15 protein-coding genes and 1 pseudogene are annotated in these 18,664 nt (G+C 41.1%); 6 read left to right on the plus strand and 10 right to left on the minus strand.

The features are described 5' to 3' along the window. Positions 1-336: 336 nt before the first annotated feature. Positions 337-537, minus strand: a complete 201-nt coding sequence (locus V7L01_RS31430) for a hypothetical protein (protein ID WP_335041934.1) — start codon at positions 535-537, stop codon at positions 337-339. A gap of 126 nt (positions 538-663) precedes the next feature. Between V7L01_RS31430 and V7L01_RS31435 the strand changes: the two genes are divergently transcribed. Further along, the gene (locus tag V7L01_RS31435; protein ID WP_335041936.1) at positions 664-1,041 is read left to right on the plus strand and encodes a hypothetical protein; all 378 of its coding nucleotides are present in this window, start codon (positions 664-666) and stop codon (positions 1,039-1,041) included. Between the two features lie 420 nt (positions 1,042-1,461). On the opposite strand, the gene V7L01_RS31440 is transcribed toward V7L01_RS31435, so the two are convergent. Both V7L01_RS31440 and V7L01_RS31445 read right to left on the minus strand, forming a co-directional pair. Continuing rightward, positions 1,462-3,189, minus strand: a complete 1,728-nt coding sequence (locus tag V7L01_RS31440; RefSeq protein WP_335041938.1) for an Rqc2 family fibronectin-binding protein — start codon at positions 3,187-3,189, stop codon at positions 1,462-1,464. Positions 3,190-3,702: 513 nt separating this feature from the next. Next, a pseudogene (locus V7L01_RS31445) lies at positions 3,703-4,938 on the minus strand (glycosyltransferase family 4 protein); the annotation flags it as partial. Between the two features lie 768 nt (positions 4,939-5,706). On the opposite strand from V7L01_RS31445, the gene psaK reads away from it, so the two are divergent. Next, positions 5,707-5,967: a photosystem I reaction center subunit PsaK gene (gene psaK, locus V7L01_RS31450; protein ID WP_335041940.1), complete on the plus strand. Its 261-nt coding sequence runs from the start codon at positions 5,707-5,709 to the stop codon at positions 5,965-5,967. A 315-nt stretch (positions 5,968-6,282) separates the two neighbouring features. After that, complete coding sequence (locus V7L01_RS31455) at positions 6,283-7,407, plus strand: site-2 protease family protein (protein WP_335041943.1); 1,125 nt, start codon at positions 6,283-6,285, stop codon at positions 7,405-7,407. A 265-nt stretch (positions 7,408-7,672) separates the two neighbouring features. Here the strand turns inward: V7L01_RS31455 and V7L01_RS31460 are convergent, their stop codons facing one another. The 5 genes from V7L01_RS31460 to V7L01_RS31480 form a co-directional block, all read right to left on the minus strand. After that, positions 7,673-8,413 carry a DUF3891 family protein gene (locus V7L01_RS31460; protein ID WP_335041946.1) on the minus strand — a complete coding sequence of 247 codons (741 nt, stop codon included), beginning with the start codon at positions 8,411-8,413 and terminating at the stop codon, positions 7,673-7,675. Between the two features lie 327 nt (positions 8,414-8,740). After that, positions 8,741-9,433: a manganese catalase family protein gene (locus V7L01_RS31465; RefSeq protein ID WP_335041948.1), complete on the minus strand. Its 693-nt coding sequence runs from the start codon at positions 9,431-9,433 to the stop codon at positions 8,741-8,743. 104 nt (positions 9,434-9,537) lie between these two features. Continuing rightward, positions 9,538-9,816, minus strand: coding sequence for a GlsB/YeaQ/YmgE family stress response membrane protein (locus V7L01_RS31470; RefSeq protein WP_335041950.1), 279 nt, complete (start codon positions 9,814-9,816; stop codon positions 9,538-9,540). A 436-nt stretch (positions 9,817-10,252) separates the two neighbouring features. Then, the gene (gene hemN / locus V7L01_RS31475) at positions 10,253-11,635 is read right to left on the minus strand and encodes an oxygen-independent coproporphyrinogen III oxidase (RefSeq protein ID WP_335041952.1); all 1,383 of its coding nucleotides are present in this window, start codon (positions 11,633-11,635) and stop codon (positions 10,253-10,255) included. 220 nt (positions 11,636-11,855) lie between these two features. Then, entirely contained in the window at positions 11,856-12,572 is a 717-nt protein-coding gene (locus V7L01_RS31480; RefSeq protein ID WP_335041954.1) for a biliverdin-producing heme oxygenase, read from the minus strand. Positions 12,573-12,993: 421 nt separating this feature from the next. Between V7L01_RS31480 and acsF the strand changes: the two genes are divergently transcribed. The 3 genes from acsF to V7L01_RS31495 all read left to right on the plus strand — a co-directional run bounded on the left by acsF (position 12,994) and on the right by V7L01_RS31495 (position 16,039). Beyond that, on the plus strand, positions 12,994-14,070 hold the full coding sequence (gene acsF / locus V7L01_RS31485) for a magnesium-protoporphyrin IX monomethyl ester (oxidative) cyclase (RefSeq protein ID WP_335041956.1): 1,077 nt from the start codon (positions 12,994-12,996) through the stop codon (positions 14,068-14,070). Between the two features lie 599 nt (positions 14,071-14,669). Continuing rightward, a complete protein-coding gene (locus V7L01_RS31490; protein WP_335041958.1) occupies positions 14,670-14,954 on the plus strand; it encodes a CBM20 domain-containing protein in 285 nt (94 codons plus the stop codon). Continuing rightward, entirely contained in the window at positions 14,951-16,039 is a 1,089-nt protein-coding gene (locus tag V7L01_RS31495; protein ID WP_335041961.1) for a DUF1796 family putative cysteine peptidase, read from the plus strand. Before V7L01_RS31490 ends, V7L01_RS31495 begins: the two co-directional genes overlap by 4 nt. 256 nt (positions 16,040-16,295) lie before the next feature. On the opposite strand, the gene V7L01_RS31500 is transcribed toward V7L01_RS31495, so the two are convergent. Beyond that, entirely contained in the window at positions 16,296-16,955 is a 660-nt protein-coding gene (locus V7L01_RS31500) for a hypothetical protein (protein ID WP_335041963.1), read from the minus strand. 107 nt (positions 16,956-17,062) lie between these two features. Then, positions 17,063-18,565 carry an acyl-CoA synthetase gene (locus tag V7L01_RS31505; RefSeq protein ID WP_335041965.1) on the minus strand — a complete coding sequence of 501 codons (1,503 nt, stop codon included), beginning with the start codon at positions 18,563-18,565 and terminating at the stop codon, positions 17,063-17,065. Positions 18,566-18,664 lie beyond the last annotated feature (99 nt).

Genomic DNA, 18,664 nt, shown 5'->3' on the forward strand with positions numbered 1-18,664 from the left:
CGAATGCAATACATGAATTGTCATACAGTAGTACTGAACTTTTATAAAATCCTATTATCGTAGTATGTTTTGCCTAACTGTTGGCACGATGGTTTAGCGCAAAGGTAATTCAATATTTATATGACAAATCTAATATATGAATTATCGTGTAATATGATTTTACAGATATATATATTAAGTAAATATTTTCTGCAAGTATATATTTTTGGTAACAATGTTATTAAAAGTACAATGGAACAAGAAAATAAGATGCTTGTAACTCTGTCTAACTTTCGTACAAGCGTCTTATCTCATATTCTTTTTGAAAAAAATAATATTAGCTATCTTTAGCTATCTTTAGCTATCTAAGTTCGATTGCTCGTCTTCATCCAGTGCTTTTTGAATAGCGCGTCTACAGAATTCTGGCGGGTCATCTTTGGTAGATAATTTTTCCTTCATTGTTTTGGTAACACGTAAATTCAATCTTTCGGTTAACGACTCTTCCCTATCTGTAGTGAACGGCCGTAAATTTTCTGGGTTACCTTTGTTTTTAGTCATTTATGTAGAAATATAACTAACGCTATTCTTAACGTGCCTACCAGTGGAGAATAATCATTTAGTGGGTAGCTGTTGACCGTGGAAAGTTTTAGCTACCCAGTGTCCATCTATTAAATGAACAATTCCATGTTTACACGAACGGAACTCGAAATCAAAACTAAACCAGAATTAGCGCAATTGTGTTTGCGCTATGGGTTAAAGCCTACAGGGAACAGAGCATATAAGACTAGTTACATTACATCCCTTATGGTGTTCCCTCAAATAGCACTTTCTCAATTTGAGGTAGGTAAAGGACTAAGGAATGTCACTTTTGCCTTTATGCAAGAGTTATCAAGCGCTATAGAACAGATGAACTCACCGACCGATGAGCAGTCAGCACTTATCAAAGCAAGCTTGGAAGGAAGAGTTTTAAATGCTCCCGATAGGTACGTCCAAGAGAAACTGCTAGCACTGCATAAAGCTAAACATCACCTAGAGGTAGCGTTAGGGCTGTTAAGCCAGTAAACCCAATCCCTGATGCCCATTGCCTGTTAGCTTCCCTTGTGGAAGCTTTTTTAATGGGTGCGTAGGCATGGAAAATAGGGTCAAAATTTGACCCTAAAAATCGACCTTATAATGGGACTTAAAAAACAAAAAGACCAGCCTCCCACAGCTGGTCTATAAAATGTTTTTTTGCGTTGTCTTCTCAAGAGAGTTAAAACCCAATTGCGCGTTCCCAAAATGCAACGGGCAACTTTTCTTAACAATATTGTAACAGTCAACACAGATTTTTCGTGAAACTTCATCAAAAAATATCCGAACAAAGCTTAAAAGCTTCTATCTATAAGGATAATTCAGCAAATCGCAAGGTAGAAATGGAGTAGAGAAGCAGGGGGCAGGGGGAGAAGAATTAATAGCCAGTTCCCAATGACTAATGACTAATGACTAATGACTAATAACCATTTGTGGTTTTCCCCAGAGGATGCTTTCCTGCTTGTAAATTGCAATTCCCGGTTTTGCTCCTTTGGGTTTGTAGACGTGTTTTGGCTGAGTGTAAACTACTGGGACTTGTTCGCTTTGACGGGCGCGACTGTAGTAGGCGGCAAGATTAGCTACAAATTGCAAATCAGCTTCTTCTGCAACAGCACCGGGTTCTAGACGCAGTAGCACATGGCTGCCTGGAATTTCTTGAGCGTGGAACCAGATGTCATAATCCCCGGCTACACGAAAGGTCAATTGGTCATTCTGGCGATTGTTGCGACCGATTAATACTTCAAAGCCGCTGGGGGTAACGTAACGATGAAAGTTGGTGCTGGGGGGTTCATTGGCACTGCGGCTGCGATATTCTGGATCTTCTAAATACTTTTGTCCAATCAACTCTTCGCGGATTTCTTCTAAAGCTCGTAAATCTTCTGCTGTTTGGTAGGTGTCTATCTGGGCGATCGCAGCTTCTACTTGTTCTAAATACTCAATTTCTGTCTCTACTTCTAACAGTAGCGGTTCCACAGCAGCACGAGCGCGTTTGAGCTTTTGGTGCTGTTTGTAAAGACTTTGGGCATTTTGGACAGCATTTTTATCTGGTTGGAGAGCGATCGCTACTGGCAAACTTGTATCAAAATCAGAAAGGATCATTTCCTTCATCCCCGGTTCCCAGTTTTGCAGATGAGCCATCAATAAATCAGCTTTTTGTCGATACTCATCGGCTTTATCTGATTGCTGCAAGCGCGTCTTAAAGGTTTGAGCTTTATTGCGTAATTTTACCAGAATATTATTCAATTTCTGACTCAACTGATGGCGCAATTGTAAAAATAACTGTTGGTCGATCTGTTTACTGTAGTAGCGGTTGAGCAACTCCTGGATATCTTTGACTTTTTCAACTGCACCCCAACCCATGACGGTGTAGCCAACTTTTGTCCAAGCGGGTTGAAACTTACTCGAATCCAATGCTTGCAGCCATTCTTGCCAACGTTCAAATAGCCGTCGCCAATCGTCGGGGTTGAGGCTATCGGTGGATGTTTCTGGTGCGATATTTGCTTCTAACAGCATTAACTCCAGCAGTGCGGCACTCAAGCCACTATAACTTTTCAGCAATTGCCGCTTGATTGCTCCTGGCACTAAACTTACCCGTTCTTGCCAACGTTCTTGTGATTCGTTCAAACTGGGGACAGTCCCAGTCAGTTTTGGCGGTGTTTCATAAGGTTGTCCGGTTTGGATGGGACGGACACTAGATTGTTGCTGACTGACTTGATGAGCAGCAGTGATAATTATATTGTTGGCGTCGGTGAGAATGACGTTGCTATACTTGCCCATGATTTCTGCATAGACATGATATAGAGCGCTTTCTCCAGGACGACGGGCAAATTGTAAATCAATAACCCGCTCCCAAGGGGCGATCGCTTCAATAGCCACCAGTGCCAAACCACTCAATTGGTGTATCAGTTGTTGGCTAAAGGTAAAGGTATCTGGCGATCGCGGTGGTGGATCGCCGATGCAAATATGTGCAGCTTGGGGATGCCAAGAAATTTGTAGCCAATCTCGCTGTTTGAGGGTGCGTAATGCCATCGCAATAGTGTAGCGATCGCGCTGGTAAACCTGTTCTAAGCGTGATGGTAGCCAGTTAGCGCGGATTTCGCTACAAGCAGCTGTGAGAGTGGTAAAGTCAACTGGTTGCAAAGCGATTAGTTTTTAACATTCAAATGGTAGCGATCGCTATGCTTCTATTTTCGTTTAGTCAAAGCATAGCAGACCTAAACTATCATAGCGGTTACTTGCTTTGGTGATAGCTGCAAACAAAAAAACGCACAAATCTATCATCAGATAAACTTCTGCACTTAGGTGACAAGTTACTTTTTTATACAGTTTTTTTAGCGTCGAGTTTTCCAAGCTAAAGAGTAAGGTGAATGATTTCCACTAATTAAACTAATAGTGGAAATCATTCACCCTAGAGAAATATTGAACTGATTGAGTAATGGTGACTGGGGACTAGGGAAAGAAAATTATTGCTTACTTCCGAATTACCCACTCACCATTCTTTGTTACGCAAGAGAATTATTTAGCAACCAAAACTGGCTGTTTTGCTGTTGCTTGCACTAATTCGACTGTTGAGTGCACTAGTTCTTTGGCTGTTGATTGCACTAATTCGGCTGTTGACTGCACTAGTTCTTTGGCTGTTGACGCTACTGGTTGTGGCTGTAACAGTTGAGTGTAAAGTTCGCTCAGTTGAGTTGCTACGCCATCCCAGCTAAACTTAGTTTCGACGCGCTTTCTACCAGCTTTACCCAATTCGTCTCGCCACTCTGGATTTAAGAGAATTCGGTCTATGGCAGACGCAAAGGCATCTACATCTTGTGGTGGTGCTAATAATCCAGTTGCTTCATTAACTACAGTAAACTGAAGTCCGCCGACATCGCTAGCCACAACTGGTGTACCGCTTGCCATCGCCTCGATCGCCACAAGTCCAAAGGGTTCGTAGTGACTGGGAACAACGCAAACATCGGCTGCTGCGTAATAAGTTGGCAAAATATCTTGACTCAGACGACCAGCAAAAGTGGTAAAGTCACTCATCCCCAATTCGCTGACGATTTGCTCAATGCGATCGCGCTCAATTCCGTCGCTGTTACCTGGAGTACTACCACCACCAATGATTAACTGAAGATTGTTAGAGTCGCGTAGCTCAGACTGGTTTACTGCACGCACCAAGGTTTCTATACCTTTGCGTTGGTCAAAACGCCCTACGTATAATACAACTTTCGCTTCTTTGTCAATTCCCAATTCAGCCCTAGCTGCTTCTCGTGCAATCGAACCAAACCGCTGAATATCTGTACCGCAGGGAATGGTGTCGATATTGCCTTTAGTGGAAACTAGCGATCGCATATGTTCCTGTTCTTGCGGACTTGTCGCCACAATTCGATTTGCTTTTTCCAACACATCTTTTTCTACTACTAATCGCTGATTAGCAATCAAAGGAATATTTTCTATAGTGTTGTACTTGACTGCTCCTAAGGAGTGGTACGTGTGAACCTGTTTACTCTCTTGGATTTTATTTAACTGCATCCCTACCCAACTAGAGAGCCAATAGTTAGTGTGAACTAACTCGTATTTAATCTCATTTTTTAATTGAAATTTGAGGAAATTATCCACAAATTCTGGCAGAAAGTCAAAAAGCTCATCTCGCGGCACAAACTCAAGGGGGCCAGCTTTTAAACGAATAGTTCGGCAATTGTTGCTGTGTTCAATAATCGAGTCTTGCTCTAGACTCGCCTTGCGGGTAAACATATCAACTTGCCATCCTAGCTGCGCTAGTGCTTCACCCACGTTACGCACATAAACATTTTGTCCCCCAGCTTCTTCTTTCCCTATTTCAATCGCCGGGTCTCCGTGGACGGAAATTAAGGCAATACGTTTTTCGGTGATAGAGTTCATAGTTTGTGTGTTGCTGATTTTAACAAAGTTTTAGGCTCTTCCAAGCTCGTGTATAACACACTTGCCTTAATTGTTTAGGAACTTTGATTAATATTGATGTTAATTTACTATGCCTAATATTTTTTTACATCTTCTGCCAGAAGTATACTTTATAGATAAAATACAAAGATTTAATTTCTTTAGATAGAGAAAAGATATAGAAAATTTATATCTTTATATTTCATACTTTTGATAGATGAAAATTATATTTTTCTGTATCAATACTAAATATTTTCTGAGAAATAAAATCGCTGAAAAGCTTATAGTTACTTACTTGTAGCTTCAGTACTTTCTCTTGTTTCAATTCGGATTGCTATATTAATTCAGCATATTTAATGCTTTTGATAGGGAAATATCATATTTTCGTCTTGTTATGTGCAGATATAATCCCATCGATACATGCATTAACCTGAGTTTGACGAACTAAAAAAGCAGCCACATGCAAAACAGTGTGGGGGAAGCAGGGGAAGCAGGGGAAGCAGAGGAAGCAGGGGGGGAATTTTAGAAGTTGGCAAATCCATCCCGGTTTGTCTGCAAGGGCGGTAGTTCAATAAATTAGCTTTTTGGCGAATTTGCGTCAGTCCTGAATTTATCCCGTTGAACTCACATTGTATTAAGTAGTAAGAATAACTGTTAAATATTGATGCAAAATTGGGTACTTTCTGGAATTTGCTTCGGAAAGTTTCAGATTATGTTTTCAATCATTAATAAATTTCAGGAGCAAATCAGGTGTTTACTTCAACCTTACTCGCTGCTGCAACTACACCTCTGCAATGGAGTCCAACTGTTGCACTGATTATCATTATCGCTAATATCATTGCCATTGCCATTGGCAAATCTACCATCAAGTATCCCAACGCAGAACCAAAACTACCCTCAGTCAATTTCTTAGGTGATTTTGGTTTACCAGCTTTTATAGCAAGTGCCGCCTTTGGTCATATCTTAGGAGTGGGCGCTGTCTTGGGGCTGCATAACCTGGGAAGAATTTAGGTTCTCACCCAAGTTAGCTTTATTTGATGATAATTTTGTCTCCAGCTTTGAGCCAGAAAGTTAGTTCTCTGGCTCTTTCTTATTGAATACTAAGGAATGAAAATTTAATAATTTCCAGAACTCGTGGGTACAGAAGAGGGCTAAGTTCTAATTTCTTAAACAGATCGCTAAACTAAAATTACCACTAACCGCACCTTTGGGGGCGGTGACCACTACAATTACAAAGATTAAAAGCTACTTAACATTTAGTTACACTAAGAGATATCGAGAGGAGCGAAACTTAACCTTTCGCAGATCAAATCAAAGGTGAACGACATGAATGGCACAATTCGCGTTGGTAATCTCTTCGGAATTCCCTTCTATATCCATCCATCATGGTTTTTAGTTCTAGGTTTAGTAACTTGGAGCTATAGCAGTGGACTGGCGGCGCAATTTCCCTTATTATCCGGGGGATTAGCTGTAGTACTAGGATTGATGACAGCGCTGTTGTTATTTGCCTCTGTCGTCGCCCACGAATTAGGACACAGTTTCGTCGCCATTCGCCAGGGAATTGATGTCAAATCAATTACACTCTTCATATTTGGCGGTTTGGCCAGCTTAGAAAAAGAGTCGAAAACTCCAAGTGAAGCTTTTTGGGTTGCGATCGCTGGGCCTTTAGTCAGCCTACTATTATTTGGTAGCCTTACAGCTATTGGTTTTGCTACCGCCGCATCAGGCCCCTTAGCAGCAGTTATTGGTGTTTTGGCTTCTGTTAACCTGGCATTAGCGCTGTTTAATCTGATTCCTGGCTTACCCTTAGATGGTGGTAATATCCTCAAAGCAGCTGTTTGGAAAATTACAGGCAATCCTTATAAAGGTGTAGTTTTTGCCAGTCGAGTTGGACAAATCTTTGGTTGGGTAGCGGTTCTTTCTGGTGTCCTTCCACTACTATTCTTTGGCAGCCTTGGTAACTTCTGGAACTTGTTAATTGGTTTCTTCTTGTTGCAAAATGCTGGTAATACAGCTCAATTTGCGAGAGTGCAAGAAAAACTTACAGGTTTGACGGCTGAGGATGCTGTAACTGTCAATAGCCCAGTTGTATCTGCTAATCTTACCTTGAGAGAATTTGCCGATCGGCAGGTAATGAGTGGAGAAAACTGGCGTCGGTTCTTAGTGACTGATGATGGGGGACAATTAGTAGGTGCGATCGCTGTTGATAATATGCGTTCTATTCCGACAGCTATGTGGTCAGAAACTCAAGTTAGAGAAGTAATGCAACCAATTGCCCAATCTACCACAGTCCAATCGGATCGACCACTATTAGAAGTAGTGCAGCTACTCGAACAACAAAAGCTATCTGCGCTTCCTGTCATTCGTCAAAACGGTGTGTTAGTGGGAATTTTAGAAAAAGCAGCGGTTATTCAGCTACTTCAGAGTAGAACTCAACCTAACCCTGCATAGTTGTCCAATCAAAAAATACTTTTATAAACCCTCCTCAAAAATCTTGAGAGGGTTTTTTCATAACATGAGGTGAGTTCGACGGCTCATATAATATTCGCTTAATTAGCCCAATCAAAAGACCTCTCCCTGGTTTTACTATGCAAAACTGTCCCTCTCCGAGCCGGAGAGGGACAGACTTGAACTAAAGTTCAAGGGAGGGAGAGGTTCGTCGAACTGATGTCACGCCCTAGCCCTAACCTTTGTCTTTTTTGCAACTGTGTGTAATCTAACTCTTAACGAATGTCCACTCTAGTACCTTGATGGGAGCTTCTTGTAGTGCTTGGCTTAGTTCGGCGCTGCTTTCATATCTAACTTGGGAAAGATCGCAGGCTTCGACGTTGACTGTAAATTTCTCGTTCTCAAAGGGCCAAGGTTTGACAACAACCAAATTATCACTGCGCTGCATGATGTCATAACGTTCACCTTCAGGGCCCTTGCTAATTTCTAAAAATCGCTCATCGTCAGGTAGTTCTTCCTGACATAAGATCAGAGAAAGGCGATCGCACCATTGCATAAATGCATAGGCTGCATCAACTTCCTCCTTTTTGATGCCCAGCTGTTTGCGCCAACGTTGCTGATTTTGAAGTTGCTCGTCTAAAAGTTTGTCTAATTTTGAAGACTTACCCCGGCTTGACTCATTTAAACGGCTGATGTGCATGGAAATTAATAGAGCCACCCATCGTCCACGGTAAAGGGCATTCTTTGCCAGTTCAGCCAATTCATCGACACCTGCATCTAAATCGGCATTTGAGGAGAGCATGAAGTCCTTTGGCGCACCTGCTTCAGTTAGAATATCTTCTTCCCACTCTTTTTCTAAGTCATCGTGATGAGAAATTGCAGCGATCGTTTCATATAATCTTGCTGGAGCATTTTTGCGTCGCCACTGTCCTGCCAGTTGAGCTGCTAATAAAGCATGAGCACGATGATAAATGACTTCCCAACCATTTGGCGTCGCCTTAACAATCACAATTAAATCTCCTGATTCTGAGTTTTGATTTTGAGTTGAATTAATTTCTGAAGTCAGAAATGTTGATGTAGATATTGAAGAGGCGATCGCTCTGACTTCTTCAGTCTGGCTAAATATTTATAGCCGGACTGAATTTTAACTTGAGTGTAATACCCAAATACTCAGATGAAATTCCCGACTTTTATAATAAGTCGGGAATCTTTTTGTTCGCTAAATATTGCTAAACAAGGCGAGCCAGAACTCCACAGAATGATTGAAACTTATATAGAATCTGCCAAAAATCTCTTTACCTCAAATCACCCTATAGTCTAACTCCAACCTATGGGATTAAGAGTGACTTTCTAGCGGATTAGCAATGTATTTGAATGTTGGCTCAGAATTCCAAGGGCCACGCTCATCTTTACCGTCACCATTTGTAGATAGGTTGTAGTAAAGAGCAACAGTTTCATCTGGCTTAATATTACCAAAGAATGGATCTGTCAACTTACCCAGTGAATCTAGAGCTTTCATAAACATCTGGGTATGAGAAATTTCTCGTGTTAGCAGATGCACTAAAGTCTCTTGGGTTCCTTTGTCAGTTGCCAACTTAATCAACTCTTCGTAAGTCTGACGAGCGCCAGCTTCGGCTGCGACGTTAGCTCTCAAATCACGCACTACATCTCCACCCTCATTCAAGTAACTAGCAGTCCAAGCATTACCTTGACTATCTAGAAAATGAGGCCCAATCCCACGGACTGCAAAGAGAGTACTCTTATAAGCCTCTGTTTGATCCGTGTTTTTGGTATGAGCTTCAATGAGTTTACCAACCATTTCTAAATGGCTGAATTCCTCAATTGCAATATCTTGGAGCATGTCTTTAATGCCAGCATTTTCCACATGGAATGATTGAACCCAATATTGAAGTGCTGCACTAAGTTCTCCAGTAGCTCCGCCAAACTGCTCTAAAAGCAACTGAGCAAAACGAGGGTTTGGTTCAGTAACGTTAACTGCATGAATAGGCTCTTTTTTGTGAAAAAACATAGATTTACACTTCCAAAAATTATGATGTTACAGAAAGGATCGGACAGACAGAAAGGAGAGGCTATTTTATAGTCATGCCAGTGTTGATAACTCTCAATCAGCGATTATGCATTGCTGCTTCTTCTGATTAATCCCCATAGATAAATAGCAATTATTGCGCCGAGCACAGCTACTAAAATACCAGGAAGAGTTAAACCAGTGCCAGCCGCAGTAATTTGTAGAGTTCCTGTTCGTAGCAGAGTAAAAACACTTCCGCCGACGAAAGCACCAATGATACCCAAAATCATTGTGGACAGAATTCCACCGCCTTGATAGCCAGGATAAATAGCTTTAGCGATTGCACCTGCCAAAAGTCCTAAAACTACCCAAGCAATAATACTCATAACTGCCTCAACAATCTCACTTGTATCTAAGTTATCAACTCTGATTCATAATTCTTTCTACCAGATGGGATAAATGCTAAATCCAAAAGTAAGACAAAAGAGTTTATATCAAGTATTGGATAATAATTTGCATTTATACTATGAAAATGGTAAACAAAAGTTTTTTCTAGATTAAGCCATGAATTATTAAGTATATATAATTCTAGACCTGATTGGCTGTAGAAATAGACAACACTAACAAGCTAATTAATTTATATTATTTTATATCTATCTTCAGAAAGAAAAATTTTATCTAACTTTTTGGGGATGAAAAATCAAAATATAAAATTTTGCTCGCACTAATTATTGCGAACATCGAATTTATCATATTCCCTCAACCGTTATTTTTAAGGTAGATTGAGGGGATTATATATAGCCAACATTTGCAGAAGCGATCTCAAATGGCGCGGGAAAATTTTGTCTCTCGCGTTCTGGTGTGAGTATCAAATATGACCGCGATATTTCTGACTAGTAATCTACCAATATCTGTAATCTGGATTTGATTTTTTGATAAACTGACTAGACCATCGGCTTCTAGTGGTTTTAACGCCTCTAGTTCCTCGGAGAAATATTCATCAAAATTGATATGATATTTGTTTTCAATGTCTTGCTTATGAAGCTGAAAGTGAGACATAATACCCATGATCGCATCCCGTCTGATGATGTCATTCTGAGTAAGTTTAATACCTTTACTAACAGGTAAAGCACCTGCTGCAAGTGTCTGATAATAATCCTTTAATTCTTTGTGGTTTTGGGCATAAGCATCTTCTAGCATACTGATGGATGTGGCACCAAAACCAAATAGTTCTGTCTCAGCGTGGGTAGTATAGCCCTGGAAGTTGCGTTTGAGAGTGCCATTGCGTTGAGCGATCGCTAGTTCGTCATTAGTTTTAGCAAAATGATCCATCCCAATAAATAGATATTCGTTATTCGTCAATTCTTCAATGGTCATTTTCAGAATTTCTAACTTTTCGTCTGCTGGGGGTAGCGCCTCTTGAGGAATATTTTTTTGTGTAGGTTTGAGCCACGGTACATAAGCAAAGTTAAAGACTACAATTCGGTCAGGATCTAATTCGATAGTCTTTTTCAGCGTCTCCCGAAAAGTCTCGCGGGTTTGATAGGGTAAACCATAAATAAGGTCTACATTCACACTTTCAAACTTAGCTTCTTTGACCCAACTCATAACATCAAAGAGCATTTCTTCTGGCTGAACACGATTTACAGCTACTTGAACTTGGTGATTAAAATCCTGAATGCCAAAACTAATGCGGTTAAACCCAATCTCTCTCAAAAAGAAAATGTAGTTTTTATCGATATAACGAGGATTAATCTCAATTGAGATTTCTGCTTGTGGATCGATGTTGAAATGGTGATTAATGTTTTTCCACAAAAATTCTATTTGGTGACGATCCAAGTAATTAGGAGTACCACCTCCCCAGTGGATTTGCAGCACTTTTCTGTCTGGATCGATTAAAGCTGCGGTGTTTTTAATGTCTTGAGCCAAAGACTCCACGTAAGGTTTAGCAATATTCTTGTTGTTGGAAATTACCGTATTACAGCCGCAGAAGTAGCAAGCACTTTGGCAAAAGGGGATGTGGAAATACAAAGAAAGAGGAGTTTTGCGTTGATTCGATGCTGCGATCGCGGCCTTAAAATCAGTTTCAGTGAATGTTTCGCTTAATTCTGTAGCGGGCGGGTAGCTGGTGTATCTGGGTGCGCGAGTGTCGTACTTTTGGATCAGATCCAGATCGAACTTGACACCAGGTAATAGAAAAACCATTGAGTTGCTTTCCAATGAATGTATGAGGGGCAGGGGGGGCAGGGGAGGCAGGGGAGGCAGGGGGAGCAGGGGAGCAGGGGGGCAGGGGGCAGGGGGCAGAGGGCAGGGGGAGAATAACTAATGACTAATGACTAATGACTAATGACCAATGACTAATGACAAATGACTAATGACAAATGACTAATGACCAATGACAAATGACAAATGACTAATGACTAAATTAATTAGCCGCAGCGACTTCAGTGCTACCTGAATTCTGGGAACCAGTAAGGCTATTAAACAGAACTTGACCGAGTGCTTGAATTAAACTTCCTTCTAGCTCTTGAGCCATCTGTAAATTCAATCCAAAGGCATTATTAGCTTCTGCAACGATCTGTTCTGCTGTTATATCATCAACGGGTAATGCATTTAATGCCTGACGATACTTATCCTTAAATGCCTTTTTGTCAGGAATTTGCTCAAAATTGTAAAAGGATGTGCCTTCATAGCCAGAAAGCTTCAGAGCTGACTGAGCAACTTTTTGTAGCATTTGACCCCCAGAAAGATCGCCCATGTAGCGAGTGTAGGCATGACCTACCAATAAGACTGGTTCACTAATAGAAATTTCCCGAATGCGGTCAATGTAATTCTGGGTAGCAGGTGAAGGTGTAACTTGCTCTCTCCAATTATCGCCATAATAGAACACCATGTCTTTTTCGAGCGAGGATTGGCGATTAAGTTCGGGGAAGTAAACCGCACTAATCACAGGATGCTCTAAATGGCTCTTTAATGCTGCTTCTAGTTCGCTGTAGACATAATAGAAGTTGCTTAAGAACTTGGCGAAGCAGTCTCTATCCACAACTCCTTTCAAAAAACATTTCATGAATCCCACATTTTCTGCCGAGGTGTGGGCTTGTTGAGTTCCAGAGCGCAGTTTGATGGCTAGATTGCTACTCATTGTTGCTTCCTTCATTTTCAAGCGCAAGGTTTCTGGGCAGTCACCGACTCAGGATGCCTGCCAGGGCCAGCTAAAAGATTGTTATTCTAGGTTTAGAGAGGATTTGCATCACTCTATCTGGCAATTACCACTGCCGATGCAAATCCCAGCTATTTTTATTTCTCCTAAGATTATTTAACTATTAATTTATTTATAACTAGAAAGATATTAATATTTTTTTATGTTTTTCTGGTGCTCGCGTTCACGTATATCCCCGTTGAGTAGTAACAAAAATGGTTGTGAGATACGCATTTAAACTCTTCTGAAACGATGGGCGATAAGTTTATTTCTCACAATTTACTTTCAATAATTTAACTGATGTCCTCAATACTATATTTATGGTTATATAACTTTTGAGGCATAAAATAATAAAAGGATTCTTATGGTTAAGTCTCTGGAAACCTCTCAATCTGAGTTGCTGAAACCAGGTGTAAAAGCACCTGTTCAGGAAACATTATTAACACCCCGGTTTTATACCACTGACTTTGAAGCTGCGGCGCAGTTGGATATTTCGGCGCAGGAGGCGGAGTTACTGGCAATTGTAGAGGAGTTACGAGCAGACTATAACCGCCATCACTTTGTCCGCGATGAAGAATTTCAGCAGTGTTGGGATCACATTGACGGGGAAACACGTGTCGCCTTTATTGACTTTTTGGAACGTTCTTGTACTTCAGAGTTTTCTGGATTTCTACTGTTCAAAGAATTATCGCGTCGTCTAAAAAATCGCAATCCTATTTTGGCAGATGCTTTTAATTTTATGGCGCGGGATGAAGCACGCCATGCGGGATTTTTGAATAAGTCAATGGCAGATTTTAATCTTTCTCTTGACTTAAGTTATTTAACCAAAAATCGCACTTATACCTTCTTTCCGCCAGAGTGGATTATTTACACAGTCTACTTATCTGAGAAAATTGGCTACTGGCGCTACATCTTGGTGTATCGCCACATGGAAAAACATCCAGAACACCAAATTTATCCGCTGTTCCGTAAGTTTGAGAGTTGGTGTCAGGATGAAAATCGACATGGAGATTTCTTTAAAGCATTGCTGCGATCGCAACCTCAACTATGGAACAATTGGAGAGCTAGATTGTGGGTGCGTTTCTTTTTACTGACTGTTTTTGCTACCCACACCTTGACTGTATTTGAACGCGCAACCTTTTATCAATCCATTGGGATAGATCCGCGCGAATATAATACTAGAGTCATTGAAGAGACGAATAACACAGCCGCACGGGCATTTCCTCTGATTTTGAATACAAATCATCCAGAGTTTTTCCGGCGGTTAGAGAAGTGTTCTGACCTTAATATGAAACTAGCAGAGATTAACAAGAGCGATCGCTCACCAATTGTAAAATTCTGCCAAAAATTACCCTTGATAGCCTCCATTGTTGGGCATTTATTGCAGACTTACCTAATTAAACCCGTTGATGCTGAATCATTGAGAGGGACGGTTCATTAACTGGTAACTGCATAGATAAACTGAATCTACTAGTCTCCTTTGGGAATCTCTTCACTGGAATTCTATAACCGATTGCATGGTTTCCACAGCTAAATATCCTATCTAAAAATATCTGCGATAAGTGCTGAGAAAAAACAATAAATTTTACAACTCAGAGGATGTTTGTCAAGTTCAATTTGGTATAATTTGTTAACTATAAAATTATCAATATAGTTATTTTTACCGCTACGATGGTGAGCGATCGCAGTGGTAACCTGTAAATGTAGGTTAACTGGAATAGATAGCCTTTGCTACCAAGTATTTGCAAATTTCAGCGATATTGAAGAAAAATTTTAACTTAATCTTATCCTTTTCTTGGTTGTGCTAAGACTTTTAATACAATATATTCTGTTTGATTAGTATTAAATCTTCTATAAAAATCTGATTTAATTTTTGAAAAGCTTGACTGCTATAGCTTTGAGTGACGTAAATCAGAGCTTCAGTGTACTTAACAAGATTAATACCGGATTATTAATAATTCTATGTGATATTCTCAAAACAGGTTTAAAGATTCAGCCTGAGTGTTTGGTATCGTACTCACTAAATCAGGATAAATCTCTATGTATCGATTCCAGATACGTGCATACACGCAAATGGGCGAATCCATCTGTCTGGTCGGTTCTACTCCAGAGTTGGGATTGTGGGACATTAGAAAATGTGTCCAGCTGCGTACAAGTGGCGATCGCTATCCTTTATGGTGGACAGATACAGAAATTGACATTCAGCCGTCTTTAGAATCAGACAATGGCCAGAAAGTTGAATACAAGTATGTGCGTCTCACAGCTACACGATCGCTCCCGATTGGCAAGAACTACAAACTGCACTGCAAAATCAGGCTGGATTGATACCAGGTATTTACATTGCGAAGTCTGCCAAGCCAGGAACGCTCCCCTTCTTTGCTGTAGAGAATGGCGCGATCGCAACCACAGTAGATATCCCTCCTGGTGCCGACCTAGAATATAGTGCCGCCTTCAATCTTTTTTCGCCAAACAACTCACAAGTTTTGTTTTATGACGGGCATCTGGGGATTTTGCAAGCGGACGAACGCCACCTCTGGGTAATCAACGAATCAGATAATGAGTACAACATCCAGCCGATGTGGACGGAGGTTTGCAACGCACTTAAAGCCATGCCATCGGGTGTCTATGAAGATCCGCTTCATCCCGATGCCCCGTTTCGCACCATGATGATTGGCAACGATGGGCTAGAAAGCCGAGTTAAAGCACCACCGAAGTCTGCTGTGCTGTTCCAATATAAATGTGAGTTATCGGATATCAGCCGTGTGGCGATTCTTCCCCTTGGCGATCGCTGTGCCATCCGCATGATGTTGTATAAGATGGAGTACGATGGCCCCGCCTTTCCGTTCGATCTAACGCGCACCACCAATATTGCAGATGTTGCGGATGCGATCGAAAACGGTTTTGATGATATGTGGAACCCTGCTTTTCTGCACTACAGTCCCGATGCAGATAGAATTTACCACAGTAAATGGTCGGGTTTATCCTTTGCCCATGAAGTTGAGGAGACAGACGACGCTGTTCAAGATATGTCTCCCGTCTATGAACGGATGCGGGTTCGTTACACAGCACGCGCTGAAAGGTTTTGGTACGCACTGCGGCACTGCGACAAAGTGCTTTTTGTTCGCACAGGAATTAGCGATCGCGGTGGTGCGATCGATCTAGTCAAGAAGTTGGAAAAACAATGTCAGGGGAAGCCATTTCATCTGTTGCTTCTTTCTCCCCAAAGCGATGATGAGTTTTTAGACCTTCCCAATGTGCTGCACTACAATGTTGAGTTTAATCCCGATAGCATGTATGACGATTTGGGGCATTGGATGTACTGCACAGAGGTGATGCGAGGAATTTTAGAATCCCTTGGTGTATCCAGCAAAAATCTCTTTTGGTGTCCGCCTAAAATACCAAAGGGGTGAGAAATTAGGTAAAGGCGAACTCATTTGTTATTTCGGCGTTCGCATTTGCTATTTCGGCGTTCGCATTTGTTATTTCGGCGTTCGCATTTGCTATTTCGGCGAACTCATTTGTTATTTTGGCGAACTCATTTGTTATTTCGGCGAACTCATTTGCTATTTCGGCGTACGCATTTGTTATTTTGGCGAACTCATTTGTTATTTCGGCGACTGGGTTGTTTGAGTTTTTCAACTTACCCTGAGTTTTGACCACGCATGACTACCCCTTCGCTATCTGTATCATAGACGTCATCGATGGTTCAACTCCGTAATTCGATACTCTCAGGATTTTGATAGGGATAAGATTATAACTAAACAACAGAGATATTTCATTCGGCAATGAGCTTGGGTTTAAAACACTATCAATGTCTAGCTTTTGCTCGTAGAGTTTTACAGGTTTTTCAGAAGGATTGACATAAGCATATAAAGAAATTTTGTGGAGTCCACACTCATACATAAAATCTAAAGTATCAGGATGAAAAACGTAGTATTTAACGGCACTTTCACCAGACTTAAGAGCTGTAATTTTAGGTATTTCTACCTGATTATAATTGAATTCTTGACCAACAAGGATGCTTTCTTTCCAAGCGTAAAACCTTTCAACTTTATGATTTGCAAGGTTTGTAAGTTCAATGTAAAAAGCATCAATAACTCCAGTTCGACTACCAATGTTTATAATCGCAATTGGGAAATTGATAAGTAAAGTATGATTTGGTAAACGCCCAAAAGCTATCCATCTTAGTGGAGGACTAACGAACTTTGCACCACGCCAAATATTCCAATAAGCAGTAAAAAGTGAAATTAAAAGGGACGTAGCCGCTATAAAGTCTTTGGCTTCTATCTTTGGCAAAACGATATTCGGTAGAGATAGATAAAACATGACGTTTTAGTTATAAATTTCATCTAACTACAAACCGTATTGAATAAATTCCTGACACTACTATCAACTTTAAAACTCCAAGTCTAATTAGGCGTTGACGATCGCTATCAGCAAAATAGCTCAATCACTGTCGGCTTAGTCACTTTCCCCATAGCGTTGCGCGGTAATTCTTCAACTATCAAAATTTGGGTTGGCACTTTATAAACCGCCAATCGCTCTTTTCCCCAACTCCTGAAAGCTTCTAAAGTTAAAGGTTGTGAGCCTTGCAATACTAACGCGGCGCACACCCGTTCGCCCCACTCTAAATCGGCAACCCCAACCACTGCACATTCCTGAATATCTGGATGCGATCGCAATACTTCTTCAATTTCCAAAGCTGAAACTTTATACCCTCCGGTTTTGATGATATCCACACTCATCCGTCCCAGAATTCGGTAGTTGCCGTTCTCAACTACGGCGGTGTCTCCAGTACAAAACCAGCCATCTTGGAAGGCTTTGGCAGTTGCTTGGGGATTTTGCCAATATTCTAGAAACACTCCGGGCCCTTTAACTTGGATTTCTCCTGGTGTTCCTGCTGGAACTAACTTCCCGTTCTCATCTACTAATCTCACTTCAACTTGAGGTAGAGGCTTGCCCACATATCCAGACAATCGTTCACCGTGTAAAGGGTTCGATAGCGCCATACCAATTTCAGTCATACCATAGCGCTCAAGCAGAAAATGACCGCTGATATTCTGCCACTTTTCTAAAACTTGAACTGGTAACGCTGCGGAGCCAGAAACCATCAGACGCATCTTCGCACAGCCTTCTGACATACTTTTTTGGCGTTCCTTAGAGGCAGTTTCCCAAGCAGCAATTAGTTTCACATAAATTGTTGGTACTGCCATAAATAGGGTTAAGTCGCCATCACAAATTCGGTTCCAAACAGTTTCGGCATCAAACTTGCTCAACATCTGACACTCCGCACCAGCCCATAAAGCACAAGTCAGAACGTTAATAATCCCATGAATATGATGCAGTGGCAGGATATGCAAAATGCGGTCATCCGATGTCCATTCCCAAGCGGTACTTAAGCTAACCACTTGCGCTTGAATATTTTGGTGAGTTGTAACTACACCCTTGGGTTTACCTGTTGTACCGCTAGTGTAGAGAATTAAGGCGCGTCTAGTGATATCTACCTCTGGGAGGCAACTAATGTTATGTGGGAGCGTTTCTGAGGTGAGGATAAATCGCAAATTGTGTGCTTCGGCGAGCGATGCCTGCGGCGGTAAACTACGCAATATACCCTCAAAATTAGGATGGGCAATAATAATTGATGCTCCAGAATTGGTAATCACATACTCTAATTCTGGTCGCGGGTGGGAAACACACAAAGGTACAGCTATGCCACCAGCACGCCAAATCCCCCATTGAGTGGCTACATACTCAAATCCAGGCGGGATGAGAAAGGCAACTCGCTGCTCCTGTAAATCTTCTGCATTCTGAAGAAGACCTGTTGCTATTTGACTGGAAGTGTGAAGCAAATCTCGATAGGTAAATGCTCCATCCGTTGTAGCAATTGCTGTTTTCTCGTTGTGTTCTTCAGCACGAATAATCAATGGGAGATTCACGTTTATTTCCCGATTTAGGGTTGATTCAGTCTACTTACAGAAAGCATATAGCAATGCCTAACGATATGTAAATTTTACTATTTCACTAATAACCTATAA

The sequence above is a fragment of the Nostoc sp. genome, assembly GCF_036917095.1.
In the GTDB taxonomy this organism is placed as follows: domain Bacteria; phylum Cyanobacteriota; class Cyanobacteriia; order Cyanobacteriales; family Nostocaceae; genus Nostoc.